The 25,397-nt window shown below is 62.4% G+C and carries 22 protein-coding genes; 6 read left to right on the top strand and 16 right to left on the bottom strand.

The window, feature by feature from the left end; genetic code table 11:
* Nucleotides 1-190 precede the first annotated feature (190 nt).
* Nucleotides 191-1,873, bottom strand: coding sequence for an MFS transporter (locus tag JAO85_RS09505; RefSeq protein WP_202787952.1), 1,683 nt, complete (start codon nt 1,871-1,873; stop codon nt 191-193).
* Nucleotides 1,874-2,165: 292 nt separating this feature from the next.
* Here JAO85_RS09505 and JAO85_RS09510 point away from each other — a divergent pair, with 292 nt between their 5' ends.
* Together JAO85_RS09510 and JAO85_RS09515 are read left to right on the top strand one after the other, a co-directional pair.
* The gene (locus tag JAO85_RS09510) at nt 2,166-2,474 is read left to right on the top strand and encodes a DUF485 domain-containing protein (RefSeq protein ID WP_003061686.1); all 309 of its coding nucleotides are present in this window, start codon (nt 2,166-2,168) and stop codon (nt 2,472-2,474) included.
* A complete protein-coding gene (locus JAO85_RS09515; protein ID WP_012836910.1) occupies nt 2,471-4,204 on the top strand; it encodes a cation acetate symporter in 1,734 nt (577 codons plus the stop codon). Before JAO85_RS09510 ends, JAO85_RS09515 begins: the two co-directional genes overlap by 4 nt.
* Before the next feature lie 82 nt (nt 4,205-4,286).
* Here the strand turns inward: JAO85_RS09515 and JAO85_RS09520 are convergent, their stop codons facing one another.
* Nucleotides 4,287-5,630, bottom strand: coding sequence for a cytochrome-c peroxidase (locus JAO85_RS09520; protein ID WP_202787953.1), 1,344 nt, complete (start codon nt 5,628-5,630; stop codon nt 4,287-4,289).
* Nucleotides 5,631-5,823: 193 nt separating this feature from the next.
* Here JAO85_RS09520 and JAO85_RS09525 point away from each other — a divergent pair, with 193 nt between their 5' ends.
* Nucleotides 5,824-7,314 carry an alkaline phosphatase family protein gene (locus JAO85_RS09525; protein WP_202787954.1) on the top strand — a complete coding sequence of 497 codons (1,491 nt, stop codon included), beginning with the start codon at nt 5,824-5,826 and terminating at the stop codon, nt 7,312-7,314.
* A gap of 78 nt (nt 7,315-7,392) precedes the next feature.
* Here the strand turns inward: JAO85_RS09525 and JAO85_RS09530 are convergent, their stop codons facing one another.
* The 11 genes from JAO85_RS09530 to JAO85_RS09580 form a co-directional block, all read right to left on the bottom strand.
* A complete protein-coding gene (locus tag JAO85_RS09530) occupies nt 7,393-8,034 on the bottom strand; it encodes a DsbA family protein (protein ID WP_039049473.1) in 642 nt (213 codons plus the stop codon).
* A gap of 15 nt (nt 8,035-8,049) precedes the next feature.
* A complete protein-coding gene (locus tag JAO85_RS09535) occupies nt 8,050-8,340 on the bottom strand; it encodes a DUF1289 domain-containing protein (protein WP_202787955.1) in 291 nt (96 codons plus the stop codon).
* Nucleotides 8,337-8,834 (bottom strand): YbaK/EbsC family protein, encoded by a 498-nt coding sequence (locus JAO85_RS09540; RefSeq protein ID WP_003061666.1) that lies wholly within the window; start codon nt 8,832-8,834, stop codon nt 8,337-8,339. The genes JAO85_RS09535 and JAO85_RS09540 overlap by 4 nt, the downstream gene beginning before the upstream one ends.
* A 46-nt stretch (nt 8,835-8,880) precedes the next feature.
* A complete protein-coding gene (locus tag JAO85_RS09545) occupies nt 8,881-9,423 on the bottom strand; it encodes a DUF2799 domain-containing protein (RefSeq protein WP_229227965.1) in 543 nt (180 codons plus the stop codon).
* Nucleotides 9,424-9,480: 57 nt separating this feature from the next.
* On the bottom strand, nt 9,481-10,389 hold the full coding sequence (locus tag JAO85_RS09550; protein ID WP_202787956.1) for a hydroxymethylglutaryl-CoA lyase: 909 nt from the start codon (nt 10,387-10,389) through the stop codon (nt 9,481-9,483).
* Nucleotides 10,390-10,556: 167 nt separating this feature from the next.
* Nucleotides 10,557-11,480: a glyoxylate/hydroxypyruvate reductase A gene (locus JAO85_RS09555; RefSeq protein ID WP_202787957.1), complete on the bottom strand. Its 924-nt coding sequence runs from the start codon at nt 11,478-11,480 to the stop codon at nt 10,557-10,559.
* 178 nt (nt 11,481-11,658) lie between these two features.
* Nucleotides 11,659-13,695 carry an acetyl/propionyl/methylcrotonyl-CoA carboxylase subunit alpha gene (locus tag JAO85_RS09560; protein ID WP_202787958.1) on the bottom strand — a complete coding sequence of 679 codons (2,037 nt, stop codon included), beginning with the start codon at nt 13,693-13,695 and terminating at the stop codon, nt 11,659-11,661.
* Between the two features lie 58 nt (nt 13,696-13,753).
* Entirely contained in the window at nt 13,754-14,506 is a 753-nt protein-coding gene (locus JAO85_RS09565; RefSeq protein WP_202787959.1) for a DUF4126 domain-containing protein, read from the bottom strand.
* A gap of 61 nt (nt 14,507-14,567) precedes the next feature.
* Nucleotides 14,568-15,350 carry an enoyl-CoA hydratase/isomerase family protein gene (locus tag JAO85_RS09570; RefSeq protein WP_003059063.1) on the bottom strand — a complete coding sequence of 261 codons (783 nt, stop codon included), beginning with the start codon at nt 15,348-15,350 and terminating at the stop codon, nt 14,568-14,570.
* Nucleotides 15,347-16,285 (bottom strand): S9 family peptidase, encoded by a 939-nt coding sequence (locus tag JAO85_RS09575; RefSeq protein WP_202787960.1) that lies wholly within the window; start codon nt 16,283-16,285, stop codon nt 15,347-15,349. Before JAO85_RS09575 ends, JAO85_RS09570 begins: the two co-directional genes overlap by 4 nt.
* 20 nt (nt 16,286-16,305) lie before the next feature.
* Nucleotides 16,306-17,913: a carboxyl transferase domain-containing protein gene (locus tag JAO85_RS09580; RefSeq protein WP_202787961.1), complete on the bottom strand. Its 1,608-nt coding sequence runs from the start codon at nt 17,911-17,913 to the stop codon at nt 16,306-16,308.
* A 97-nt stretch (nt 17,914-18,010) separates the two neighbouring features.
* Here JAO85_RS09580 and JAO85_RS09585 point away from each other — a divergent pair, with 97 nt between their 5' ends.
* Nucleotides 18,011-19,744: a Na+/H+ antiporter gene (locus tag JAO85_RS09585; protein WP_003061651.1), complete on the top strand. Its 1,734-nt coding sequence runs from the start codon at nt 18,011-18,013 to the stop codon at nt 19,742-19,744.
* Between the two features lie 71 nt (nt 19,745-19,815).
* On the opposite strand, the gene JAO85_RS09590 is transcribed toward JAO85_RS09585, so the two are convergent.
* Nucleotides 19,816-21,564, bottom strand: coding sequence for an AMP-binding protein (locus JAO85_RS09590; protein ID WP_202787962.1), 1,749 nt, complete (start codon nt 21,562-21,564; stop codon nt 19,816-19,818).
* A gap of 135 nt (nt 21,565-21,699) precedes the next feature.
* Between JAO85_RS09590 and JAO85_RS09595 the strand changes: the two genes are divergently transcribed.
* Together JAO85_RS09595 and JAO85_RS09600 are read left to right on the top strand one after the other, a co-directional pair.
* The gene (locus JAO85_RS09595) at nt 21,700-22,776 is read left to right on the top strand and encodes an AraC family transcriptional regulator (protein ID WP_202787963.1); all 1,077 of its coding nucleotides are present in this window, start codon (nt 21,700-21,702) and stop codon (nt 22,774-22,776) included.
* Between the two features lie 15 nt (nt 22,777-22,791).
* A complete protein-coding gene (locus JAO85_RS09600; protein ID WP_202787964.1) occupies nt 22,792-23,487 on the top strand; it encodes a DUF4336 domain-containing protein in 696 nt (231 codons plus the stop codon).
* A gap of 7 nt (nt 23,488-23,494) precedes the next feature.
* Here the strand turns inward: JAO85_RS09600 and JAO85_RS09605 are convergent, their stop codons facing one another.
* Both JAO85_RS09605 and JAO85_RS09610 read right to left on the bottom strand, forming a co-directional pair.
* A complete protein-coding gene (locus JAO85_RS09605; RefSeq protein ID WP_039049463.1) occupies nt 23,495-24,220 on the bottom strand; it encodes an HAD family phosphatase in 726 nt (241 codons plus the stop codon).
* A 101-nt stretch (nt 24,221-24,321) separates the two neighbouring features.
* A complete protein-coding gene (locus tag JAO85_RS09610; protein WP_012836895.1) occupies nt 24,322-25,380 on the bottom strand; it encodes a hypothetical protein in 1,059 nt (352 codons plus the stop codon).
* Between the last annotated feature and the right edge of the window lie 17 nt (nt 25,381-25,397).

Consider the following 25,397-nt stretch of genomic DNA (forward strand, 5'->3'; position numbering starts at 1 on the left):
GGCTAGGTGTGATTCTAGGTTGGCCCCTCTCAAAAGCATGATTTCCATCGCAAAAAAGTAACGCAATGATGCTTTGTTGCCACACTGCTGTAACCCACTAGTGCTGAGGCAAACAAAAAAGACCTGCAAAGCACAAGCCTTGCAGGTCTTTGATGCGATGCTGCATAAATTGCAGCATCAGCGCCTGGCATCAGTCTTCGGCGTAGATGTCGCGATCCTTGGTTTCGGGCACGAACAGCGTGCCGATCACGGCCGTCACACCAGCGATGATGATGGGGTACCAGAGACCGTTGTACATATTGCCGGTCTGCGCCACGATGGCGAAGGACATGGTGGGCAGCAGACCGCCAAACCAGCCGTTGCCGATGTGATAGGGCAAGCTCATCGAGGTGTAGCGGATGCGTGTCGGGAACAGCTCCACCAGCATGGCTGCGATGGGGCCGTAGACCATGGTCACCAGCAGCACCAGATAGGTCAGGATCACGACCATCATGACCTTGTTCATCTTGGCGGGGTCGGCCTTGGTGGGATAGCCATCCTTGGCCAGTTCTGCAGCCACAGTCTTCTTGAACGCACCGTCCTTGGCCTTGGCGTCTTCAGGGCTCAGGCCCTTGAGCGAGAACGAAGGAATCTCGGTCGCACCGATACGGATCATGGCCTGCGTGCCTGCAGCAGCCTCTTCGGTTTCATAGCTCACGGAACCCGCAGCCAGCACCTGCTTGGCCACGTCGCAGGAACTGGTGAACTTGGTCGTGCCTGTGGGGTTGAACTGGAAGGAGCACTCCGCAGGATCGGCCACGATGACCACCTTGTTCTTGGCTTGAGCCGCAGCCAGGTCGGGGTTGGCGGCTTCGGTCAGCGCCTTGAAGACCGGGAAGTAGGTCAACACGGCCAGAATGCAGCCCAGCATGATGATGGGCTTGCGACCGATCTTGTCGGACAGCGTGCCGAAGATCACAAAGAAAGGCGTGCCGATCAGCAGTGCGGCGGCAATCATCAGATTGGCCGTCACGGCATCGACCTTGAGCTGCTGCGTCAAAAAGAACAGCGCATAGAACTGGCCGGTATACCAGACCACAGCCTGGCCGGCGGTCAGACCAACCAGGGCCAGAATCACGATCTTCAGGTTCTTCCACTGCCCGAAGGACTCCTTCAGCGGAGCCTTGGAGACCTTGCCCTCGGCCTTCATCTTCTGGAAGGCAGGAGACTCGGACAGCGTCATGCGAATCCAGACCGAGATGGCCAGCAGCAGGATGGACACCAGGAAGGGAATGCGCCAACCCCAGTCGGCAAACGCTTCTTCGCCCATCATGGTGCGCACGCCCAGGATCACCAGCAGCGACAGGAACAGGCCCAGCGTTGCCGTTGTCTGGATCCACGAGGTGTAGGCACCGCGCTTGCCGTGCGGTGCATGCTCGGCCACATAGGTGGCAGCGCCGCCGTACTCACCACCCAGGGCCAGACCTTGCAGCATGCGCAGCGCGATCAGGATGACGGGAGCAGCCACGCCAATGCTGGCGTAGTTGGGCAAGATGCCGACGATGAAGGTGGACAGGCCCATGATCAGAATCGTCACCAGGAAGGTGTACTTGCGCCCGATCATGTCGCCCAGACGGCCGAACACCAGCGCGCCGAAGGGGCGCACGATGAAGCCTGCCGCAAAGGCCAGCAACGCGAAGATAAAGGCCGATCCTGCATCCAGACCGCTGAAGAACTGCTTGGCGATGATGGCTGCCAGAGATCCGTACAGATAGAAGTCGTACCACTCGAAAACGGTTCCGAGGGAAGACGCAAAGATGACTTTGCGCTCTTCCGGGCTCATCGGCCTTGGGGCCGATTTACCTCCCATATGTGCTGTCGCATTGATGGCCATGTTTGTCTCCTAGGTTTTGGAATTTCAGGCGCTGCCAACTCACCTGTTTGCCCAATATCAAAGCGACAACTGACCGCTAACTTACAAAAAAATGCTTCTCAAAAATTCAAGACTGGGCATTACCCGACCCTCTCCGCACTTACCCGGATTGGTTTTTTTTTGATGTGAAAAACCAGGGGCAAACACCGATATCGTAAGTAAGGAGACGGTCAGACGGGCTTCTCAGAATGCATCGCAAGCAAGCCACCGAGCACCTGATGGCAGGCTGGAAAACTTCAAAGGAGACAACGCTGTGCGAGACCCGGTGATAGAGACAATCCAAAGCAACCCCGCCTACCAGCAGCTGCGCCGCAAGCGCAATCGCCTCGGCCTGGCGCTGACCGTCCTGATGCTGATCGTGTACTACGGCTATGTCGCGCTGATCGCATTCGACAAGGAATTCCTGGCTCGACCCATAGGCGCTGGAGTGACCACGTTGGGCATTCCCATCGGCATGGGCGTCATCATTTTTTCCGTGATCATTACCGGCCTCTATGTGCGCCGCGCCAACAACGAGTTTGATCAGCTCACCCGCGACATTCTCAAAGGCATCAAGCAATGAAGCAGCGCATCTCTTCCCAATGGCTGGCGGGCGCTGCGGCGCTGGTCGCGACAGCTCCCGTGCTGGCTGCCGGCGGCGACGTCGGCAACGCCGCCAAGCAGGCCACCAACTGGACGGCCATCATCATGTTCACCGCCTTTGTGGTGGCAACCCTGTGGATCACCAAATGGGCGGCGGGCCGCACCAAGTCGGCGTCCGATTTCTATACCGCAGGCGGCGGCATCACCGGCTTTCAGAACGGTCTGGCGATTGCGGGCGACTATATGTCCGCCGCCTCCTTCCTGGGCATCTCGGCCTCCGTCATGGCCAGCGGCTATGACGGCCTGATCTACTCCATCGGCTTTCTGGTCGGCTGGCCGATTCTGACTTTTCTGCTGGCGGAACGCCTGCGCAATCTGGGCCGCTTCACTTTTGCCGACGTGGCCGGCTACCGTTTCGAGCAAAAGCCCTTCCGGATTTTTGCCTCCTGCGGCACGCTGGTCGTGGTGGCCTTCTATCTGATTGCCCAGATGGTGGGCGCAGGCCAGCTGATCAAGCTGCTGTTCGGTCTGGACTACTGGATTGCCGTGGTGCTGGTCGGCGGCCTGATGATGATCTATGTGCTGTTCGGCGGCATGACGGCCACCACCTGGGTGCAGATCATCAAGGCCTGCCTGCTGCTGGCCGGCGTGACCTTCATGGGCTTCATGGTGCTGGCCAAGTACGGCTTCAGCCCCGAGGCACTGTTTGCCGAAGGTGTGAAGGTTCGCACCCAGATCGCCGCAAATGGCGGCGCAGAGCCATCCGTGGCAGAAAAGCTCGGTCTGGCCATCATGGGTCCGGGCGGCTTCATCAAGGACCCGATCTCCGCCATCAGCTTCGGCATGGCGCTGATGTTCGGCACCCTGGGCCTGCCCCACATCCTGATGCGCTTCTTCACCGTGCCTGACGCCAAGGAAGCACGCAAGAGCGTGTTCTGGGCCACGACCTGGATCGGCTACTTCTATGTGCTGATCTTCATCATCGGCTTCGGCGCCATCACCCTGGTGCTCACCAACCCCGAAATGGCGGACACGGCCAAGGGCGTGATCCACGGCGGCGCAGGCACGGCCAATATGGCGGCCGTGCTGGTGGCCAAGACCGTGGGCGGCGATGTGTTCTACGGCTTCATCTCGGCCGTGGCCTTTGCCACGATTCTCGCCGTGGTCGCAGGTCTGACCCTGTCCGGCGCCTCGGCCGTCTCGCACGACCTCTACGCCACCGTCATCAAGAAGGGCAAGGCCGACAGCGCCTCCGAACTCAAGGTCTCGCGCATCACCACGCTGTGCCTGGGCTTTGTGGCCGTGCTGCTGGGCATTGTGTTCGAGAAGCAGAACATCGCCTTCATGGTCTCGCTGGCCTTTGCCGTGGCGGCTTCCGCCAACTTCCCGCCGCTGCTGCTGTCCGTGCTGTGGAAAGACTGCACCACCAAGGGCGCCGTCATCGGCGGCTTCATGGGCCTGGTCTCCTCCGTGGGTCTGACCATCGTCTCGCCCTCGGTATGGGAAGGCACCTTGGGCAACCCGGCCGGCTCGGCCTGGTTCCCCTACGCCTCGCCTGCACTGTTCTCCATGGCGATCGGCTTCTTCGGCGTGTGGCTGTTCTCCGTGCTCGACAAGAGCGCTCAGGCTGCCAAGGAGCGCGCCGTGTTCCCTGCGCAGCAAGTGCGCTCGGAAACCGGTCTGGGTGCGGCAGGCGCATCCGGCCACTAAGCAAGAATCCGGAGTCTCGGCTCCGGACTCACTTCAAAAAGGAGCGTGGCAGACGCTCCTTTTTTTATTTCCATCACTGCCTTCAATTCACACAAGCCCCCGAGGCAGGCTGTTTCTTGTCCGCAGCCTCATCAAAGCCATCTGTCAGCGTCTTGAGAAAACAGATCAAATCGGCAATGTCCTGTTCGCTCATAGGCGGCTTTGACGCTGCAGCGCGCCCATCCAGTGGCATTTGCGGGTCAATATTTTCCAGGTAGGCCGTGGGCAGATCATTGAACTTCTGTACCTTGCCTCCCGCGTACTGCGTGGTAATCAACCCATACGTTGGGAAGTCCGAAGAAGGCTTCGTCTGTGGCTTCCCGCCTTTCGTTGGATACCAGATCTCGGGATTTGTATCGCGCGTGTTGTAGAAGCGGATGACCTGCTCCAGCGACGTCATGACTCCGTTATGGAAAAACACGCTGCGCGTTGCCACATTGCGCAGCGTGGGCGTCTTGAACATGCCGCACAAAGAACGCTCCGGCTTCATATCCTCGCGCAGCGGCCCGCACAGTCCCAGGTCATAGAACTTGTCTGCCGCATTGGCCAAGATGGCGGGATTGCGCGGCACACCAATAGCGGCATACATCTGGTCGGTGAACTGATTCAGATCCGGAATATGGCAGGATGCGCAATTGCCTCGGCGCGGATCGTAGAACACGGCCTTGCCCCGCTGCTCCGGCACCGTCAGCGTGCCCTTGCCACGCATGACATAAGCATCGAACTTGCTGGAGTACGGCCTGAAATCCGGATCCTCCTTCTGAAAGGCTTCCAAAGCCTGCGTAATACCGGCAAAGGCCTTCACACCATCTTCAAAAGCCCGGCTGCCGAAGACTTCGAGGAACAGTGGCGCATAACTGGCTGCGCGAACCTTTTCCACCACGGCTTCACGCGAGATATTGCCCATCTCGAAATCGCTGAGCAAAGGCTGCGCAGCCTGCTCAGCCAGCGTGTTGGCCCGCCCATCCCAGCTGAAACCGCCGCCAGGGCCGGGGGGCTCCGTTCCATCGGGGTCAAACAGCTCGTTTGAATATGCCGGCGTGACCAGTTTGTAACGCAGCGAAGGCACGGCACGCAGACCCGGCTTGTCCAGATGGGCTCCGCCAAGCTGTACCGCCAAGGCATTGGGTGGGCCATACGCATGCGCCGGGTCATGGCAGCTTGCACATGACATCGCGCCAGAGGCCGACAGGGCCTTATCAAAAAACAGTTTTTCCCCAACCTGTGCCACAGCACTCAAGGCGGGAGCGGCAGTGGTCTTGTCCACCTTGCCAACTTCCTTGCTTGCGGGCGTCTCATTGCCTTCGCTGCAAGCCCCCAGTAACAAGCCACACCCCAATGCCACAAGCGACAGGGTGATGCGTGTGGGGAAACGAAAATTTCTCATGCGTACTGACTGAAGAATGAATAAGAGATGCGACAGTGCCAGGAGATGCCCTCCAAGCCTGTTCGCCGGCATTCTTGTCAACGGTATGACATGCGTAAGACAGCATGATTAAGGAAGCAAAAATCCATGTCACGCCACCGTCACCTCCGCTTTGTAGAGTCGATCTGCCATTTCCCGCAAGACTCTGAAAAGCATGTCCGATAACAACACACAGATTTCCCCCGACAGCATTCACACCGGAACCGAGCTCTCACGCCGCAGCATTCTGAGAAGCGCAGTGGCGGCAGGTCTGGCAGGCGGTTTAGGGGCCTCATTGCTGAGCGCCTGCGGCGGCGGCGATAGCAATGAAAGCGGCATCAAAACCCGTTGGACTCCCAAGAAGACCGTCATCGTGATTCTGGAGAACAAGTCCTTCTCGCAGCTGATCAATAACGCCGAGATGCCTTATCTGAACCAGCTGGCCGCTGCAGGCGCTCTGCTGACTGCCTCATATGCGGCCCCCACGCCTTATGGCCGCATTCCTCAGGGTGGCGCCATCCGGGCCTCGGATCCCAGCAACCTCGCCAGCAGCAGCTGGACCATGGGTTCGCAGTTCGTGCATGAACTGCCCGCACGCGGCAGCCAAACCAACTACTTCTATCAGTTCGCGGGCCACAACCAGGGCTTTCTGCCGGACTGGTTTGAATCTCCCGGCTCGGGCCGTACAACCAGCCCCGCCGCAGCCGCGGCGTACTCGGATCAGTACGGCAACACGATGGTGGATGCCAGCGGCAAGCCCGCTCCCAACTTCACGACAGAAGTTGGCTTGTCCAATGAGCTGGTCACCAGCTATCCCAACGTCTCGCTGCCCTTCACCACACCCAACCTAGGTGCAGCCATCGTTGGCCAAGGCCTTACGTTTGCGACTTTCTCCTCGTCCCTGCCCTACCCTTCCTATAACGAAAAAGCCTTCAACCCCACAGGCGTTCCAGACGGATATGCGCGCCGCCACAACCCAGCCATCAACTGGATCAACTTCCCCGTCTATGGCAAGACCGTGGCCAGCAACAAGCTGCGCTTCACCCTGCCCGTGAGCGCCAATCTCGCCATGGTCAACACGGTGGATCCCGACGGCACCAAGTACCCTGGCTTCGCAGTGGACAAGGATGGCAAGGCCGCATCGTTCACCGAACTGCCCACCGTATCGCTGGTCGTTCCCAACAATATGGAAAACATCCACACTGGCACCTTCAAGGCCGCCGACGACTGGCTGCAAACCCATATCAAGCCTTATGCCGACTGGGCCAAAGCCAATGATGCCCTGCTCATCATCACCACCGATGAAGACGGCGTCACAGACTCCAGCAACGGTGTGGCCAACGTCAGCATGGACACCTACTTTGGCGGCAAGACCAGCTATATGTACGGCCACGACCCGATCACGACACTGTTCTTCGGCCCGAGCAACCGCATCAAGACCGGCAAGTTCTCCACGCGCGTGGATCATCTGAATGTGCTGGCAACCGTGCTGGACATGTATGGCGCACTGGATCAATTCAAGGCAGACTTCAAGACTGCCTGGAGCGCAGAGACTCACCCCATCAACGCCAAATGGGCGGGTGGCAAGGACAAGGTACGCCAGGAAGAACTGGCTGCGCAGTTGCTCAGCCTGGGTCAGCCCATTACCGAAGTATTTGCAGCCTGAAGCGGCAACGCCAAAAGAAAAGGAGCGCACGGGCGCTACTTTTTCATGGATCGATCAACACCAATTGCAAGTTATCGGTCAGACAGGGTTCAGCCCGTTTTCCACTTGAGCGGCTGCATCCCACTGCGACTCAAACCACGCATCACCTTTCAGATAGCTGCGCAGCATGGGCAAAGCATCCAGCCCCCAGAACACATGACCATCGACTTCCCAGGCTGGTACGCCAAACACGCCTGCTTGTCTGGCGCGGTCGGTGTTGGCGCGCAGCCATTGCTTGACTTCGTCGCTACCTTCTTCGCATCGCTTCTGATTTTGTAGCAAATTACGCAGATCAATCAAACGCTGCGGGGCATTTGCTTCATGACCCCCATCCCACACATGCTGCATCACGCTCTGCGCCACAAAGCGGTTGATGCTGCCCGCCTGACCATGGGCCAGCGCCAGCCTGAGCAAAGGCAGGGGCTTGAACGGATGCCGTGCAGGCATCTGCAGAGGAATGCCCAATGACTGCCCCAGCCAGGTGACCTGGCGATAAGTCCACAGACGCTTGGCAGGAATTCCTGCGGGGCCGGGATTGGCATCACTTTGCAGCAGCGCGCCCAGCAGTACCGGTCGATATTCGATGTGATGGCTGATGCCCTGCAGCACCTTTGGCATCTGTTCCAACGCCAGCCAGGCATAGGGCGAGACAAAGTCCAGATAGAAAGTAATGTGCTTCATGCCCGCTCCCTTGTTTTATGCCTGCGCTGAACGAGGGTCCTCGAGGCCGGCGCGCTGCAGCAGTTGGCCCCAGATCTCCAGGCGCAGCTCGGCATCGCCCTTGGACCAAGCGCGAATCTCGTCAATGGTTCTGAAGCAGCCCTGGCAATGGCTGCGGTCCGCCGTCATGCGGCAGATGTTGATGCAGGGCGAAGCCACGGGCTGATCGGCCTCGGCCCAGACCAGGGCCACCTCGGCCTTGGCGGCCAGTTGTGCCAGTTGCTGAGCCTGCTGAGCCTGCTGTTCCTGAAGAAGTTCGGTACTCATGCCTGCTCCACCACATCCGACCAGGGGGCTGCAGTCAGCGCCTGCAGTTGCGCAGGCGATGCGGGAAACACACCGTGCGGGTGGCCTGCCGCAGCCCACACGGTCTCGAAGCGCTGCAGCTCGGCATCCATCAAGGTCACGACCTTGGTGGCATGGGCCACGGGGCTGACGCCGCCAATCGAGAAGCCGGTGCTGGACTTGACGAAATCCGCATCGGCGCGACCGACCTTGCCCACCAGCTGCGTCACTTTCTTTTCATCGACACGCCTGTCGCCCGAGGCCACGACCAGCACAGCCGCGCCATCACTCCTGCGCTTGAAGATGATGCTCTTGGCCACCTGCCCGACCAGAATGCTGAGCTGATCGGCTGCCTCCTGGGCGGTACGCGCCGCGCCGTCCAGCATCTGCGGCGCATGCGGATGACCGGCATCCTGCAAAAAGCGGCTGACGCGCTGCACGCCTTCCGGCAGCGCATGAAGTTCTGACCCACACATGATGTTTTCCTGAAAATCGCGCCGCCATCCGGCAGCGTCACGGCCCCTACTGTGCCAGCTTGAGCCTGAGCTGCACCAGCTCCAGCTGCAAATCACGCAGGTCTTTCTGGACATAGGCGATATGTCCGGCACTGTTCTTGGCGTCACGCGCCTCGCGCAGCTCTTTTTTCTTGGCCTCGATGCGGCGCTCCAGCTCAAGCACCGACTGCCTGTCCTGATAGCGCTCGCGCGCCGGCGCATAGCCTTGCAAAAACGCGGCCTCCAGCGGCGCCGGGCAATAGCCCGGCTGGAACTTGCGGCCGGCTTCCGCATAGGCCTTGCCGCTGTCGGGAGTGCAGAAATCCTGCAGGCCGCGCAGCCAGCCCTGCTGATAGGCCCGCGCATCCATCTGTACGCCCTGGTCCTTGCAGGCCTTGAAGTGGCGTCTGGCGCGGGTGGACAGGTCGAGCCTGCCGTCCATGGCATCGAGCTGGCCCAGATAGGCCCAGTCCGTGTCCCTGCACTCCTGGGCATCCATGCCGGCGCAGCCGCCCAGCAGGGCAGCTGCCGCCAGACAAAGGGCCAGTGAAAAACGTGATCTTGCTTGCATGGCGGCGATGGTAACAACGCCCATGCCTGCCCGGGCCGGGCCGGGCCGGGCTTGGCCTCAACCCGCGCGCTTGGTCAGCAAGGCCTTGGCCACGCGCGACTGCGTGGGGCGGCCCAGATGCTCGCTGATGAACTGGCCCGCATCGATCAGCTTGTCGAGGTCGATGCCAGTCTCTATGCCCATGCCCTGCAGCAGATAGACCACGTCTTCGGTGGCCACATTGCCCGTGGCGCCCTTGGCATAGGGACAGCCGCCAAGGCCTGCGACCGAAGACTGGAAGTTCCAGACCCCCAGATCCAGCGCCGCCAGCGTGTTGCTCAGGGCCTGGCCATAGGTATCGTGGAAATGGCCGGACACCTGGTCGATATCGAAGTGCGCCAGCGTGGCCTCCAGCGCTTTTTGCACCTTGACGGGCGTGCCCACGCCAATGGTGTCGGCCACGTCCACGCGCTGCACGCCGATGCTCTTCATGAGCCCGGCCAGATAGCCCACCTTCTCGGGCGCGATCTCGCCCTCGTAGGGGCAGCCCACGGTGCAGCTCATGGCGCCGCGCACGGCAATGCCGGCCTCCAGGGCCGCCTGCACCACAGGCGCAAAGCGCTCTATGCTCTCGGCAATCGAGCAGTTGATGTTGCGCTGGCTGAAGGCCTCGCTGGCCGCACCGAACACCACGATCTCGTCGGGCTTGCCGGCCAGCGCGGCCTCGAAGCCCTTGAGATTCGGCGTGAGCACCGAATACCGCACCCCGCCTCGGCGCGCTATGCCATCCATGACTTCGGCGTTGTCCGCCATTTGCGGCACCCATTTGGGCGACACATAGCTGGTGACCTCGATCTCCTTGAGACCTGCGTCCTGCAGGCGCTGCACCAGCTCGATCTTGACGCCGGCAGGCACAGGCTGCTTTTCGTTTTGCAGGCCGTCGCGCGGGCCCACATCGATGATCTTGACGCGTGCGGGGTATTTCATTTCGTTCTCCTATCGCTTCTTTACCTGAACCACTGAACAATCCCCCGTCGCAAGAGACGCCCAGCAAGGGCCTGGGCGGCCCCGCCGCCCCACAGCGTTGGCGTCGTCCCCCTTCCGCAGAGAAAGGGGGAAGCCGCGCAGCCGCCTAGGCGCAACGGCTCAGGGGGTTAATACCCTTTTCTCAGATCGACTCGACCTGTGACGGGCTCGCCCCGGCTCATGGCAGCGACCTTGCCCACGATCTGGGCAATGCTGTCCGCCGCCAGCGTGCGGGCCGAGGTATGGGGAGTGAGGATGATTCTGGACTGCTTCCAGAACGGGTGATTCTCGGGCAGCGGCTCCTCGCGGAACACGTCCAGCATGGCGCCGCTGACATGGCCGGACTCGATCTGCGCAATCAGGTCGGCATCGACTACATGGCCGCCGCGCCCCACATTGATCACATAGGCCCCGGGCTGCAGCAGCGCCAGCGTGCGGGCATTGATGATGTCGCGGGTCTCGTCGTGCAGGGGCAGCAGATTGACCAGAATGCGCGTCTCGGACAGAAAGCGGTCCAGGCTGTCCATGCCGCTGAAGCATTCAATGCCCTGCAGCTCGCGCGGCGAGCGGCTCCAGCCATTGACCTTGAAATCGAACACCGTCAGCGCCCTGGCCACGCGCTCGCCCATCTTGCCCAGGCCCATCACGCCCACGGGATAGTCCACCCGCCTGGGGTTGCGCTGATGCTGCCACAGGCCTTGCGCCATATCGGCCTCGTACTGATCGAGGCCGCGAAAGAAGCGGATCACGGCCTGGGCCACATACTCCGCCATCTGCACGGCCATGCCCGCATCTTCGAGGCGGTAGACGGGCAGCTCGGCGGGAATGCGCAGCGGCAGCAGCGCATCCACGCCCGCGCCGATGTTGAACATGGCCTTCAGGCCGGCCGCCTGCTCGTCAAGAAACTGCTGGGGCGGCGCCCAGACCAGTGCATAGTCGGCCTGGGGCGCGCCCGGCTCCCAGATGGCAATCTCCGCGCCCGGCAGCGCGTCATGCAAACCTTTGAGCCAGGGTTCCGGCCGCGTATCGTCACAGCAAAATAAGACTTTCATAGATGCGAAGCCTAACGCTTTGGCATTCCTGCTGCAGACGCGGATGGCCAATGGACAGCTATCAAAAAAGAAGCATCCTGCGCTTTACCTGTATTGATTTCATCATTGAAAGTGACTGAATTCATGGATAGTCCAGCACAAGCTGCTCTTTTTGTTAAACAGTTCAACCCTGGGCGGATCAGGCGGCCACCTCGATGCGCAGCAGCTCGGCGCCTTCGCTGACCTGGTCGCCAGGCACATACAGCAGCTCCAGCACCACGCCATCGCCAGGGGCGGCAATCGTATGCTCCATCTTCATGGCCTCCATCACGGCCAGCGGCTGGCCCTTGCTGACCTTGTCGCCGGCCTTGACCGTGAAAGACACCACCTTGCCGGGCATGGGCGCCGTCAGGCGACCGCCTTCATGGCCGGTATCGCCGGCGTGGGCCAGTTGGTCGACCACGGTGATCTGGGTACTACCCGCCTCGGTGAAGATGGACAGCTGGTCGCCCTGGGCATGGACCACGACCACCGTGCGCTTGCCGTCCAGGCCCAGCTCCAGCCGCCCGTCGGCCAGCGCGCGCCACTGCAGCGCGGCATCGCTGCGGCTCTCGCCCTCGCCAATGCCGAGCTGATAGGTCTGCGCCGCCTGCGTGTCGCGGCCATAGGCCAAGCCGGCCGTGAAGTCCTCGCCGCGGTAGGCAAAACCGAAGGAGCGCACATAGCGGCCCGACATGCGCCAGCCGTCGCGGCGGCTGAAGGGGTCGGCGCCCTGGCCTGCCTGCTCGCCCTGCAGTTGCCAGGCCATGGCAGCGGCGACGGCCAAGTCGCGGCCCACGAAATCCTTGCCGAACAAGGCCTCGCGCTCGCGCTCGATCAGCGCGGTATCGAGCAAGGCATTGGAGAAAGCCTGGCTCTTCACCACCTGGCGCAGAAACTGCACATTGGTCGTCAGGCCCACGATATGGGTCTGGGCCAGCGCCGCGTCCAGACGCGCCAGCGCCTGGGCACGGTCCTCGCCATGGACGATGAGCTTGGCGATCATGGAGTCGTAGAAGGGGCTGATCGCATCGCCCTCGCGCACGCCGTCGTCCACGCGCACATCGCTGATCTCGAAGCTGCTGCACACGGGCTTGCGATAGACGGCCAGATGGCCGGTGGCGGGCAGGAAGTTGTTCTCGGGGTTCTCGGCGCAGATGCGCGCCTCGATGGCATGACCCTGGATACGAAGCTCCGACTGCGCCTTGGGCAAAGGCTGCCCCGAAGCCACCAGCAGCTGCCACCGCACCAGGTCCTCGCCCGTGATCGCTTCGGTCACGGGGTGCTCCACCTGCAGCCGGGTGTTCATTTCCATGAAGTAGAACTTCATGGCTTCGGGCTGGTCGTAGCCTCCGGGCTGCTCGACGATGAACTCCACCGTGCCCGCGCCCACATAGCTCACGGCCTTGGCGGCGGCCACGGCGGCCTCGCCCATCTTCTGGCGCAGCGCGGCAGTCATGCCCGGCGCCGGCGCTTCCTCAAGCACCTTCTGGTGGCGGCGCTGCACCGAGCAGTCGCGCTCGAACAGATAGACGCAGTTGCCCTGTGTATCGCCAAACACCTGAATCTCGATATGGCGCGGACGCAGCACGTATTTCTCGATCAGCACGGCATCGTTGCCGAAGCTGTTGATGGCCTCGCGCTTGCAGGACTCCAGCGAAGCCGCAAAGTCCTCGCTCTTTTCCACCAGACGCATGCCCTTGCCGCCACCGCCCGCGCTGGCCTTGATGAGCACGGGATAGCCGATGCGGTCGGCCTCGCGTTGCAGCAGCTCGGGGTTCTGGTCGTGACCGTGATAGCCGGGCACCAGCGGCACGCCGGCCTTTTCCATCAGCTGCTTGGACTCGGCCTTGAGACCCATGGCGCGAATCGCGCTGGCGGGCGGGCCGATGAAGACCAGACCAGCCGCCGCGCAGGCATTGGCAAAGTCTTCGTTCTCGGAGAGAAAGCCATAGCCGGGGTGAATGGCTTCGGCACCCGTGGCCTGAGCGGCCTCCAGAATGCGCTCCCAGCGCAGATAGCTGTCCTTGGGCGCACTGCCGCCGATGTGCACGGCCTCGTCGCAGGCCTCGACATGCTTGGCCCGGGCATCGGCATCCGAATACACGGCCACGGTCTTCACACCCATGCGACGGGCGGTGGCGGCTACGCGGCAGGCGATTTCACCTCTATTCGCAATCAGAATTTTCTTGAACATATCGTCTCCGGTTATCGGTCAAATCACCACTCAGCGCGTATCCATCAAACGCAAGCAGCTATGTTTTTTGCAATGGTTCCTGCGCATCGCCAGTGCCGCGCAGGCGTCGAAAAATCGCCTTGAGAAAGCGCCAAAGCGCCCAGATCACCAGCCACATCGCAATCACCACGACCAGCAGCACGGCGGCAAACACCAGCGGATTGGTCAGCGCCAGCCAGATGGCGCCCAGCGACACCGTGTCTTCAGCCAGACTGGCTCCCAGGTTGGAGAACGGTTCGGGCGAGGTGTTGATGAGGGCACGCGTGGTGGTCTTGGCGGCCTGGCTGGTCGCGGCCAGCGTTCCGCCCATCAAGGCGGCAGCCATGGCCATGGTGGTGCTGTCGGCAGCAAAGACCGAGGCCGCCAGCGCCGCCCCGGCGGGAATGCGCAGCACGCTCTGGAACAGGTCCCAGACCGAATCGACCACGGGAATCTTGTCGGCAAAGAACTCCACGAACAGCAGACCGCCGCTGATGACCAGCACCATGGGATGCTGCAGCACATGCAGACCGCCGGGCAGCGGCATCAAACCACTTGCACCCAACAGGCCCACGACAAACACCACGGCATAGAGGCGAAAGCCGCTGGCCCAGCCCAGAGCCGCGGCCAGCGCAAGCATCGAGGCCATGTCCAGCTGCCCCACGGCTTGCCCGGCCCTGGCAGCCACATCTCCGACCTGACCAGCAGCATCGCCCACGGCCCTGGCCGTTTCGGGGTCGATATGCAGGCCGATGCGGTGCAGCCAGTCGATGATGGTTTGCCAGATATCCATGGTGTTCATTCCTTATGTCTCGCCCGGACTCTAAAGCGCCCCGGACACAAGGTTTGTCATCTCATCCGGGCAGCCAGTTGGGTTTGCGCTTGTTGAGAAAAGCCTGCACGCCTTCCTTGCCTTCGCTACTGGCGCGGATGGTGGCAATCGACTCCACAGTCGCCGCAATCAGCTGCTCGCTGATCTCGCGCTCGGCCATGTCCAATACCAGGCGCTTGCAGGCCCGCACCGCTGCGGGGCCGGCGCTCAGCAAATGCTTGAGCCAGCCGTCGACCACGGCGTCCAGCCCGTCGGCATCGACCACCTCATGTACATAGCCGATGCGATGCGCCTCCTGAGCCGAAAAGCGCTCGCCCGTGAGAAAGTAGCGGTGCGCAGCCCTGGCACCCATGGCGCGGATCACATAGGGGCTGATGGTGGCGGGAATCAGGCCGATCTTGACCTCGCTGAGACAAAAGCCCGCCGTATCAGCCGCCACTGCCATATCGCAGCAGGCCACCAGGCCCATGCCCCCCGCATAGACATCGCCCTGCACACGCGCAATCGTGGGTTTGGGGCATTCGTAGATGACGCGCAGCATCTCGGCCAGCAGACCCGCATCAACGCGGTTTTCGTCGCGCGAGTAATCGGCCATGCGGCGCATCCAGTTCAGGTCCGCGCCCGCGCAGAATGCGGGTCCTTCGGCGGCCAGCACCACGGCGCGCACATCGGCACGCTCGCCGACCTGAAGGAAGGCGGCGGTGATCTCGGCAATCGCCGCATCGCTGAAGGCGTTGCGAATGGCGGGCTGAGCCAGCGTGACGCGGGCGATGCCGCCATCCACGGTCAAAGTCAAAGCAGTCATGGCTTGTCTCCCAGTGAGTTAGGGCGTTGCAGTTGCGCAGCCGCCGTACCCGGCAGCTGCTGCATCAGGAATTCACGGACCTGCGGCAACCATTGCCCGATATTGGCTGCACGGTCAAAGAACTGGTGTCCCTCAGCGCCGCTGGATGGAGCAAACACCAGTTTCAGGTTCTGGCCTGCGGCCAGATAGCTTTCAGCCATCTTGCGCACCAGCGGCGGGCGAAAGTAGCTATCGTTTTCGGCATAAATCCACAGCTGGGGCACACGGCTGGTGGCGGCAAAGCCGGCCACGGTCTTGAGCAGTTGCGCCTCGCCGCAAACCGCGGCTTTCTCACGCATCTGCGGCTGCGAACCGCGACCGCCGGCAAAGTTGACGACGCCGCGCAAGCCCACGGGCTGCTGCGCCGCCAGCGCCAGCGACGCAAAGCCGCCGGCAGACTTGCCCAGCAGCAGCACATGCGAGCCATCGACATAAGGCAGCTTTTGCCCGTAAGTCATGATGGCCGCCACATCGCGCGCTGCCTCCTGGGCCGCATGGGCGTAGTCGGGGTCATCGCAGCTGCCGTAGCGGTCGGCCAGAGGACCGTCCGATGCGCCATAGCCGCGGCGCAAACCCGTCACCACCACATAGCCCAGCTCGGCCAGAGCGCGCGCCTGCGGGCCGTAGCGATCGCGCATGGTTTCGCGCGCCTCTTTGCCGCTGGGTGTGCCATGGTTGAGCACGATCAATCCCCAAGGACCCTGCCCATGAGGACGATAGACATGACCTGCCAACTCGGCGCTGTGCGCGGGCGAATCGCCGCTCGCTGGCACCCAGACCGGAATGCGCGCGTCCATGCGCTGCACCGCAGGCTCGGCGGCGCCAACCATGGGCATGGCCAGCGCAGCCGACAGCAGGACTGGCGGCAAGCAGGCGAGGAAATGGCGACGCGACATGATTGGCAGCCTCTAGCCGCTTACATGCGGAATACGCCGAAGCGCGTGTCCTCAATCGGCGCATTGCGTGCCGCAGCCAGGCCCAGCGCCAGCACGCGGCGCGTGTCGGCGGGATCGATCACGCCGTCGTCCCAGAGACGCGCCGTGGCGTAATAGGGATGGCCCTGGTCTTCATACTGCTGGCGGATGGGCGCCTTGAAGCGCTCCTCTTCTTCGGCACTCCAGCTGCCGCCCTTGGCTTCGATGCCGTCGCGCTTGACGGTGGCGAGCACGCTGGCCGCCTGCTCGCCACCCATGACGCTGATGCGCGCGTTGGGCCACATCCAGAGGAAGCGGGGCGAATAGGCGCGGCCGCACATGCCGTAATTGCCCGCGCCAAAGCTGCCGCCGATGATGATGGTGAACTTGGGCACCGCAGCCGTGGCCACGGCTGTGACCAGCTTGGCGCCATGACGGGCAATGCCTTCGTTTTCGTATTTACGGCCGACCATAAAGCCCGTGATGTTCTGCAGGAACACCAGTGGCACCTTGCGCTGGCAGCACAGCTCGATGAAGTGTGCCCCCTTGACGGCCGACTCGGAAAACAGAATGCCGTTGTTGGCGATGATGCCGACCTGCATGCCCTCGATGCGCGCAAAGCCGCAGACCAGGGTGTTGCCGAAGCGGGCCTTGAACTCGTCGAACTGGCTGCCGTCCACGATACGGGCGATGATCTCGCGCACATCGAAGGGCTTGCGCGTATCGACGGGAATCACGCCATACAGCTCTTCGCTCTCGAATAGGGGCGCGGCTGGCGCATGGTCGGTCTGCGACGGGGGCTTGTCCTTGTTCAGGTTTGCCACCGCCTGGCGTGCCAGCGCCAGTGCGTGCAGATCGTTCTCGGCCAGATGGTCGGCCACACCCGACAGGCGCGTGTGCACATCGCCGCCGCCCAGATCCTCGGCACTGACCACCTCGCCGGTGGCGGCCTTGACCAGAGGAGGGCCGCCCAGGAAGATGGTGCCCTGGTTCTTGACGATGATGGACTCGTCACTCATGGCCGGCACATAGGCGCCGCCTGCCGTGCACGAACCCATGACCACGGCGATCTGGGCGATGCCCTGAGCGCTCATATTGGCCTGGTTGTAGAAGATGCGGCCGAAGTGCTCGCGGTCGGGGAAAACCTCGTCCTGATTGGGCAGATTGGCACCGCCCGAATCGACCAGATAGATGCAGGGCAGACGGTTCTGCGCGGCCACTTCCTGCGCGCGCAGATGCTTTTTCACCGTCATCGGGTAGTAGGTTCCGCCCTTCACGGTGGCGTCGTTGCAGACGATCATGCAGTCCACGCCGCTGACGCGACCCACGCCGACAATCACGCCAGCGCCCGGCGCATCGTTGTTATACATATTGAGCGCGGCCAACGGCGACAGCTCCAGAAACGGCGTGCCGGGGTCCAGCAGCCGCTGCACGCGCTCGCGCGGCAACAGCTTGCCGCGCGCCACATGCTTGGCGCGCGCGGCTTCATTGCCGCCCAGCGCGTTCTGATCGCAGCGTGCATGCAGCTCATGGACCAGCGCCTGCATGGCAGCAGCGTTGGCCAGGAAATCTGCCGAACGCGGATTCAGTTGTGTGCCCAGAATGCTCATCGCTTGCCTCTTGTCTTGATTACTTTGCCCGATACGGGAACTTGGTTTTTTTCTTGCTCAGACACAGCGCTGCCACTGCAGTTGAAGAAAATGCCTTATGCACGCTGTTGAAACTGTTCTGCTTGTCTTGCTGCTGGGAGCGCTGACAGGCATTGTGGCCCGCTATATCCGGGCCATTCCCCTGCCTCTGATTCAAATCGCACTGGGTGCGCTGATTGCCTGGCCGCAAGCCGGCCTGCACATCGCGTTCGACCCCGAGCTGTTCCTGCTGCTCTTCATTCCGCCGCTGCTGTTCGCCGACGGCTGGCGCATCCCCAAGCGTGAATTTTTCGCACTGGCCAAACCCATTTTGCTGCTGGCCCTGGGCCTGGTTCTGTTCACCGTGCTGGGCCTGGGCTATCTCATCCACTGGATGATTCCCGAGATTCCGCTGACCGTGGCCTTTGCCCTGGCCGCCGTGATCTCGCCCACCGATGCCGTGGCCGTTTCGGCCATCACGCGCAATCTGGGCATGCCCGAGAAGACCATGCATGTGCTGGAGGGCGAGTCGCTGCTCAATGACGCATCGGGCCTTGTGGCGCTGAAATTTGCGATTGCAGCCACGCTGACCGGCATGTTCTCCTGGGGCGAAGTCGCCAAGGAATTCACCTGGATGGCCGTCGGCGGCCTGGGTGTGGGTGCGCTGATAGGCTGGGGTTTCAGCCATGCGCGCGGCACCATCACGCGCCGCCTGGGCGATGTCGCAGCCACGCAGATGGTGCTGCTGCTGGTGCTGCTGCCTTTTGCCGCCTATATCGTGGGTGAGAAGATCGGTGTCTCCGGCATTCTGGCTGCCGTGGCCGCAGGCATCGCCACCAATTTCGCCGACCTGGAGCGCAGCAGCTATATCAGCGAACGCCTGCAGACCGAAGGCACCTGGAGCATGGTGGAGGCCGCCTTCAACGGCGCCATCTTCCTGCTGCTGGGCCTGCAGCTGCCCTCCATCATCGGCGTGCCGCTGCATCAGGCCGGCCATGACTGGTGGATTCTGGTCGGCTATGTGGCCGCGATTTCGTTTGCGCTGCTGCTGATGCGCTGGATCTGGCTGGTGCTGGGTGTGCATGGCTCGCTGCTGCGCGCCCACCGGCAGGGCAAGATGTCCGAGCGTCCCTCGCCACTTCTGAATCTGGCCACCACGCTGGCCGGCATTCGCGGTGCGGTCACGCTGGCCGGCGCGCTGTCCGTGCCCATGCTGCTGAACAATGGCCAGCCCTTCCCGGGTCGCGACATGCTGGTCTTTCTCGCCACCGGCACCATTTTGTTCACACTGGTGATCGGTGCCGTGGGCCTTCCCATCGTGCTGCGCCATCTGCCCCCGCACGAAGAGTCGCCCACCGTGCGTGAGGAGCGCCTGGCCCGCGAACAGGCCTGCATGGCGGCCATGGCCAAGCTCACGCTGAGCGAGGAGGAAGTGCTGCGCCGCGACCCCGAATGGGTGGCGATGCGCCAGGAGGTCAACGGCCACCTGACCCAGGAATACCGTAACCGCATCCAGTTGCTGGACGACGGCAGCGGCGCCGCGCAAAGCATAGAACTGCTGCGCGAAGCGCCCGAAGTCGTGCGCCAGCGCAAGCTGCGCTATGTGATGGAGATCGAAACCCGCATCGAGTGCATTCATGCCGAGCGGGACTTTTACTACGCCGAAAGACAGGCCCACCGCATCAACGACGAATCGCTGCGCAGTCTGGTCAGCGAGCTGGACATGCAGGAAATCGCCATGCGCAAGCGCCTCGCTGTCGCACGCCGCGCCGCCGGCCTTCCCAAGAGCGAAACCAGCGCCCACCAGCACTGAACATGCCTCTTCCCAAGCCCCGCAGATGCGGGGCTTTTGGCAGGGGGCGCAGGCATGGTTCAACATGGCATTCAGGCTGTCTTGATCACGCGCAGATCCAGCAACTCGATCATCTCGTCGCGAATCCTGAACTTCTGGATCTTTCCCGTCACCGTCATCGGGAAGGCCTGGACAAAGCGGATATAGCGCGGCACCTTGTAGTGCGCAATCTGCCCCTTGCAGAACTCACGGATCTCATCTTCGCCGAGTTCCAGGCCGGGCTTGACAATGATCCAGGCACACAGCTCCTCGCCATAGCGCACATCGGGCACGCCCACCACCTGCACGTCCTGCACCTTGGGGTGGCGATAGAGGAATTCCTCGATTTCACGCGGGTAGATGTTCTCGCCGCCACGGATCACCATGTCCTTGATGCGGCCCACGATATTCACATAGCCTTCGCCGTCCATGGTCGCCAGATCGCCGGTGTGCATCCACTGCTCGGCATCGATGGCCTCGCGGGTTCTGGCCTCGTCTTCCCAGTAGCCGTGCATGACGGAATAACCACGCGTGCACAGCTCGCCCGACTGGCCCGGCGGCATGATCTCGCCCGTGGACGGGTCCACGATCTTCACCTCCAGATGCGGCTGCACCTTGCCCACGGTGGCCACGCGCTTTTCCAGCGGCGTATCGGCATCACTCTGGCAGCTCACGGGGCTGGTTTCCGTCATGCCGTAGGCGATGGTGATTTCGCTCAGATGCATGTCGCGCACCACGCGCTTCATCACCTCGATGGGACAGGGCGAGCCGGCCATGATGCCGGTGCGCAGCGTGGACAGATCGAACTCGGCAAAGCGCGGATGGTCGAGCTCGGCAATGAACATGGTGGGCACGCCGTGCAGACCCGTGCATTTCTCGGCCTGCACTGCCTCCAGCACGGTGATGGGGTCAAAGCCATCATTGGGATAGACGATGGTCGAGCCATGGGTGAAGCAGGCCAGATTGCCCAGCACCATGCCGAAGCAGTGATACAGGGGCACGGGAATGCACAGTCGGTCCTCGGGCGTGAGGCGCATGCATTCACCAATGAAAAAGCCATTGTTGAGGATGTTGCGGTGCGTCAGCGTCGCGCCCTTGGGGAAGCCCGTGGTGCCGCTCGTGAACTGGATATTGATGGGGTCGCGGTTGCTGAGCGTGGCCGCAATCGCATCAATGCGCTCATCCGCACTGGTTCCTTGTGCCATCAACTGCGAAAAGCGCAGCATGCCGGGCTGTTCGGCGTCCAGATCCGCCGCACCTGGGTCGGCGGCACCTGAGCCGGCCGCGTCAATCCACACCACGGTGCGCAAGGCCGGCAGGCGTTTGGATTGCAGCTGGCCTGGCGCGCAGCTCGCCAGCTCGGGCGCCAGCTCGCGCAGCATGCCCAGATAGTCGCTGGTCTTGAACCGCGGCATGGATACCAGCGCCTTGCAGCCCACCTTATTGAGCGCGTATTCGACTTCAGAGGTGCGGTAGGCCGGGTTGATATTGACCAGCACCAGTCCCACCTGCGCCGTGGCCAGCTGCATCAGCACCCACTCGGCGTTGTTATGGCTCCAGATACCCACCCGGTCGCCCTTGACCAGCCCTTGCGACAGCAGCGCACTGGCCAGCTGGCGCGCAGCCATATGCAGCTGGGCATAGCTGTAGCGCAGACCCTGATGACGGCTGACCAGCGCGTCACGCGAGCCCTGGCGCTGTGCCATTGCAGCAAAAAAATCGCCAATCGTCTGCTCGATCAGCGGCACATCCGTGCCCCCCTTGGCATAGCTGGCGGTCAGCGCGTTCACTTGCGATGGCATGGTCTTGTGTCTCCTTGCGTGCCGGCAGCCACCTGCGAACTGGCTGCACGGCGTCCATTCAGCACCGTTTTCTGCACCTCAGAATAAGGGCAAGCCCTGTCCAGAAGAGGTCACAAAGGTTGCAATAATTGCCAAATGCTCACCCCCTCTCTGGTCAAGACTCCTCTACCGCACCATGCCAGCTCCGTGCTCAAATCGCACCCGGCAATTACCCCCATGGCGTTTGTCAAAGCCATTGTCCGCGCTTATGAAGCCAGGCAGATGTCAGCGCTAGGTGCTCTGGAAAAGGCACAAATCCCGCCAGACCTGATTAACGATGCCAACGAGCGCATCACGGCCCTGCAGATGGAGGCTCTATCCGACGCAGCCATGCGCGAGCTGGACGATGAAGCCTTGGGCTGGTTCGAGCGCCGCCTGCCCTGGGGCAGCTACGGCATGCTGGCCCGCGCCAGCATCAGCGCACCGCAACTTGGCCTGGCGCTGGCGCGCTGGTGCCGCCATCACGGACTGATTGCGCAGGACATACAGCTTCAGCTCAGCGAGCAGGCCGGCATTGCCACCCTCACCCTGCATGAAAGCCGCCCGCTGGAAAGCATGCGCGAGTTCTGCATGGTGTCGGTGCTGCGCAATATCCACGGCTTTGCCAGCTGGTTGATCAACGAACCGATCAGCCTGCTGCATGCCAGCTTTCCGTTTTCCGAGCCCGCGCATGCCGATGTCTACAAGGTGCTGTTCGCACCGGGCAGCATCGTTTTTGATGCCCCCGTCGCCAGCCTGCAGTTTGAAGCACGCTGGCTGCAGGCACCGCTGGCGCGCGACGAGGCGGCCCTCAACCGGATGCTGCAGCGCGCCTTGCCGATCCAGGTGCGCCCCTACCAGCGCGAGAAGACTCTGGTGCAGCGCGTGCGCCATCTGCTGGCCGCCAGCGGGGAGGAGCAGCAGACGGCTGAAACATTGTCCCGCCAGCTGCATCTGTCGCAGCGCAGCCTGCACCGCCAGCTCAAGGAAGAAGGTATTTCGCTGCAGGCCCTCAAGGACGATATCCGGCGTGAACGCGCGATTGCGCTGCTGCTGCGCACCAGCCGCCCCATCAAGCGCGTGGCCCAGGCCTGCGGCTTTCTCAACGACAAAAGCTTTATCCGCGCCTTTCGCCTCTGGACAGGGCTCTCCCCTTCGGAATTCCGCAAAACCGCCGGCCAGCGCGCCGCCTGACGCAAGGAGCTCTCCATGCAGGAATCCTCAGAAAACTGGCAGGCAATCGCTGATGGGGTATGGGCACTCAGCTATCACTTCAGCAATGCAGGGCTGAAGGTCAGCACACGCATGACGGTGATCCGGCTGGCCGACGGCAGCCTGTTCTCGCACTCTGCAGTGCCGCTGACAGGCGGGCAGAAAGCTGCGCTCGACGCCCTGGGACCGCTGCAACACATAGTCGCACCCAGCGCCATGCACCATTTGTTCGTGGGCAAACTGGCCAGGCTTTATCCACAGGCCAGGATCTATGGCACACAGGGCGTGCTGAGCAAGCGCCCTGATCTGCCGCTGCTGGAGCCCTTGCCTCCGGACTCCGAAGCACCCTGGGAAGGCGAGCTGCAATGCCTGCGGCTGGACGGCCTTCCCATGCTCGATGAGACGCTGTGGTTCCACCCGGCCAGCGGCAGCCTCATCGCCACCGACGTGCTGCAATGCTGGCAGGGACCGCTAAGCCTGCCGGTACGCATGTATCTGGGTCTGACGGGCGGACATGAGCGCCTGACCGTTCCGCGCACCGTGCGCCTGCTGGTCAGGGACAGGGCCGCCGTGCGCAACTGGGTGAAGCGGGTCGAAAGCTGGCCCGTACGGCGCGTGATCCTGCTGCACAACAGCGTGATCGACGATCAGCCAGTGAAACGGCTGCGCGAGGCGCTGTCGATCTGGGACTGAGCGCGCTTTAGCGCAGGTCGTGCTCGTCGTCTTCGCCAGCCGAGGCGCTGGCGGCACTCCTGCGCACGGCCTCGAACATGGCGGGCAGATCCCCCATATCGCCGAACACGCAGGCTGCGCCAGCCTCGAGCAGTTGCTCTGCCGAGGCATGACCCTGATCGGCTGGAAAATAGCCCCAGACGGTGGCACCGGCGGCCACGCCGGCCTGCACGCCGGTCATGGTGTCCTCGATCACCAGGCACTTGGCAGGATCGGCCTTCAGCGCTTCGGCCGCTGCCAGATACACATCGGGGAAGGGCTTGCTGCGCGGCATTTCATGGCCGCTGTAGACATGCCCTTCGAAGTAGGGCGCCATGCCCACCTTGGCGAGCTGCATCTCCACCTTGGCACGATCCGCACCCGAGGCGCAGGCAATGCGCCCGTTGCACAGCGCATGAATCCGCCTGACCGCTTCCAGCGCGCCATCGATGGCCACCAGCTCGGCACGCAGGGCGGCATTGCGGCGCTCGTAGAACTCGGCCATCCAGGCATCGGTCAGCGGTTTGCCAGTATGGGCCTCGATCACTGCCGCCTGGCTGCGCACCGTCTTGCCGATGAAGTCGCGCGTGCACTGCTCCTGGCTGATGGCCCAGCCGGATTCGTTGAGCATGGTGCACAGCACACGATTGGTGATGGATTCGCTGTCCACCAGCACACCATCACAGTCGAAAAGCACAGCGTCAAAAGCAGTCATGGAAGCATTACCAGCGCATCGTCGGATGCAAAAAAGGCGCCCAACGGCGCCTAGTATCAAGAAACAGAGGGCGTGATTATGCGCTCACGCCCTTTTCGAGTTCAGGGGAAGGTCACTCCGGCCAGCGGATTGATCATCCACGCGCTGTTCTTGGCGTAGATAGTGCTCGTCTTGTTGTCGGCAGTCATGATGCCGCTGAAATAGAAGAAGCCGTTGGCTGCATTGGCATTCATATTGCTCAGCTGGGTCGTGAGCGAGTCACTGCTTGCCGAGGCCTCGACCAGATACTCGATGGCGCCATTCTGTGCCGAGCTTTTCTCGAAGACATCCACATAGTTCATATTCATCGGGTCGCTGCCCAGCCCCTGCGTGCCGCGGATGAACCAGCCGTCCGCACCCTTCTGGGCCAGGCGCGTTCTCATTTCTGCAGCATCGGCGGCCGAGGATGCGCTGCCGAGCTTGTCGACCTGATAGGTATAGGTGACGCTGTCATTGCGCTTGGCATACAGGCTGAACAGCTCGTTGTTGACGATCTGGGGACCCAGATAGCGATAGCCTTCGGCCCCCTGTCCGTTGAGCTCCGTGGCGAAGGCTTCGGCGGTCGTGGCCACGGGCGTCACCGTTCTGTAGCTGAACTGGTCGCTGCGGCTGTTGTCCTTGACATAGACGCTGCGGATGTCGCTTACATCGCTGAACACTGCATCGGACTTGTACATATAGCCGCTGCTGCCCTGTTGGTTCAGCTGTGCCAGAAAGGCGGTGCGCGATGGCTGCGCCGCAGGATTGACATAGCTGAACTTGCGCCCGGCATGCGCGGTATCCGTGAGGTAGAAGTCGCCGATCTCCGCACCGGTCGGACCGACCGAGCCCGCCAGGGAGCTGAACAGCGCATAGCCGTCGGCCCCCATGCTGTTGGCGGCTTCGAGCATCTGCGCATGGCTGGTGGCCGTCTGGCCGCCCATCTTGTAGGTTCCCGTGACGGCCTGATTGCCGGTGCCGCCACCGTTGCCGCCACCCGTATTGCCTCCGCCGCCTTCGGAGCCACCGCCTCCGCCTCCACTTTCGCTGCTGCCGCCATCTCCACCGCCGCCACAGGCTGCCAGGGTGGAAATCAGCAGCAAGGCTGCCGTTCTACGGGTGATTTGCATAAGAGATGGCACGGGCTTGCTCCTCGGTC

The sequence above is a fragment of the Comamonas sp. NyZ500 genome, from assembly GCF_016772095.1.
GTDB classification, from domain to species: domain Bacteria; phylum Pseudomonadota; class Gammaproteobacteria; order Burkholderiales; family Burkholderiaceae_C; genus Comamonas; species Comamonas thiooxydans.